The organism is Tardiphaga sp., assembly GCF_025356345.1.
Lineage (GTDB): Bacteria > Pseudomonadota > Alphaproteobacteria > Rhizobiales > Xanthobacteraceae > Tardiphaga.
Genome location: NZ_JANXTC010000011.1, coordinates 1 through 2,391, shown reverse-complemented (window position 1 = coordinate 2,391; position 2,391 = coordinate 1). Strand labels below are relative to the sequence as shown.

The following is a 2,391-nucleotide window of genomic DNA, read 5'->3' as shown; positions in this document are numbered from 1 at the left end:
CTTCGCTCCTCGCAATGACGGGGGGATGGGACACCGATTCATCTTTAGGTCATCAGACTCTAGAATCTTTTCATTCGGATTTACCGGCTGGGGTTCGTGTCCCGGACGCGGCTTGTGCCGCTCCGCGGAGTCGGGACCGCGCCAAGCGCGGTGTTTCTGGCGGTCCCGGCTCTGCGGGGCACCATTCCATCAGGCTGACGCCGCCTCTAACCCGGCGCGGCGCCGATCACGAGATCGTCGCGATGGATCATTTCCGCGCGGCCGTTGATGCCGAGAATCCGCATGATTTCCGGCGAGGAACGGCCCTTGATCTGTTCGGCATGCTCGGCGTCATGCGCCACCAGGCCGCGGCCGATCTCATGGGTGTCAGGGCCGCGCACCACCACGGCGTCGCCGCGGGCAAACTGGCCGTCGACGCGAATCACACCGGCCGGCAGCAGGCTCTTGCCGGCGCGCAGCGCGGCCACGGCGCCGGCGTCGATGGTCAGCGTGCCCTTCGGCTCCAGCGAGCCGGCGATCCAGCGTTTTCGCGCCGTGACCGGATTGGCGGGGGTCAGAAACCAGGTACAGAGTCCGCCATCGGCGATACGCTGCAGCGGATGTTCGACCTTGCCGGACGCGATCACCATATGGGTGCCGGCGGTGGTGGCAATCTTCGCCGCTTCGATCTTGGTGTACATGCCGCCGCGTGACAGTTCGGATTCGGCCGCGCCGGCCATCGCCTCGATCTCGGCGGTGACGGATTCCACGACCGGAATCAGTTTGGCGTCGGGATTGGCTCCGGGCGGCGCGGTGTACAGGCCGTCGATGTCGGACAGCAGCACCAGCAGGTCGGCGGAAGCCATGGTGGCGACGCGGGCGGCGAGACGGTCATTGTCGCCGTAGCGGATCTCGTTGGTGGCGACGGTGTCGTTCTCATTGATCACCGGCACCGCGCGCCATTCCAGCAGTTTTGCGATGGTCGAGCGCGCATTGAGGTAGCGGCGGCGCTCCTCGGTGTCCTGCAGCGTCACCAGGATCTGGCCGGCGCCGATGTCGTGCGCGCCGAGCACCTCCGACCAGATCCGCGCCAGCGCGATCTGGCCTACGGCGGCGGCGGCCTGGCTCTCCTCCAGCTTCAGCGCGCCGCGTGGTAGTTTCAGCCGGCTGCGGCCGAGCGCGATCGATCCCGACGATACCACCAGCACGTCGCGGCCATCGGCATGCAGCCAGGCGATATCCGCCGCCAGTGCTGTCAGCCAGGCGGATTTTACTTCGCCCTTCACGGAATCGATCAGCAGCGACGAGCCGACCTTGATGACGATGCGGCGGAAGTTTTTCAGCGACGGCGATGACATGGGGGTTCGTCAACAGCAAGTGGAGGTAAGAGTGTTGGCCTTTGACCCGTCCGCGTCATTGCGAGGAGCCGTTACGACGAAGCAATCCAGTCTTCACTTGTGGCTTCTGGATTGCCGCGTCGCCGCGCCAAGGGGAAAGCCAACCGGCTTTCCCTGACCTCGCAATGACGGCTGACAGGCCCGCATTCATGGCATCAAATGTCAGTTGGACATCGGCGCCCATGGCGCCGAGGCGCCGGCCGCCTTCGCCTTGTCCGACACCGGGGCGTCGCCGATCTCCACGACCAGCGCGCGCAGCGCTTCCTTGACGCCTTCGCCGGTGGCGCCCGACATCAGCAGCGGCGTCTTCTTCGACGCGCGCTTCAGCCGGTCCTTCTGCTGCTTGAGCTGCTCCGGGGTCACGGCATCGATCTTGTTGAGCGCGACGATCTCGACCTTGTTGGCGAGATCGCCTTCATAGGCATCGAGCTCGGTGCGCACGGTCTTGTAGGCCTGGCCAGCATGTTCGCAGGTGGCGTCGATCAGATGCAGCAGCACCCGGCAGCGCTCGACATGGCCGAGAAAGCGGTCGCCGAGGCCGGCGCCTTCATGGGCACCCTCGATCAGGCCGGGAATGTCCGCCAGCACGAATTCGCGGCTGTCGATGTCGACCACGCCGAGCTGCGGATGCAGCGTCGTGAACGGATAGTCGGCGATTTTCGGCTTGGCGGCGGAGACCACCGACAGGAAGGTCGACTTGCCAGCATTGGGCAGGCCGACGAGGCCGGCGTCTGCGATCAGCTTCAGCCGCAGCCAGATCCAGCGCTCCTCGCCAATTTGGCCGGGATTGGCGTTGCGCGGGGCGCGGTTGGTCGATGATTTGAAGTGCGCGTTGCCGAAGCCGCCATTGCCGCCCTCGGCCAGTACGAATATTTCGCCGAGCTTGGTGAAGTCGTGGATCAGCGTTTCGCGATCCTCGTCAAAAATCTGCGTGCCGACCGGCACCTTCAGCGTCACGGCCTTGCCGTTGGCGCCGTGGCGGTCCTTGCCCATGCCATTGGTGCCTTTCGGCGCC

At 65.5% G+C, this 2,391-nt stretch carries 2 protein-coding genes; both read right to left on the bottom strand.

The annotated features are described in order from the left end of the window. Positions 1–206: 206 nt before the first annotated feature. Positions 207–1,337: a glutamate 5-kinase gene (proB, locus tag Q0S16_RS00335; protein ID WP_295843793.1), complete on the bottom strand. Its 1,131-nt coding sequence runs from the start codon at positions 1,335–1,337 to the stop codon at positions 207–209. 201 nt (positions 1,338–1,538) lie between these two features. Beyond that, positions 1,539–2,391: GTPase ObgE (gene obgE, locus Q0S16_RS00330; RefSeq protein WP_295843792.1), on the bottom strand; the 853-nt coding region annotated here is incomplete at its 5' end.

Coding starts and splice junctions, on each gene's coding strand:
- proB (WP_295843793.1), bottom strand. CDS start 1,337: ATGTCATCGCCGTCGCTGAAAAACTTCCGCCGCATCGTCATCAAGGTC.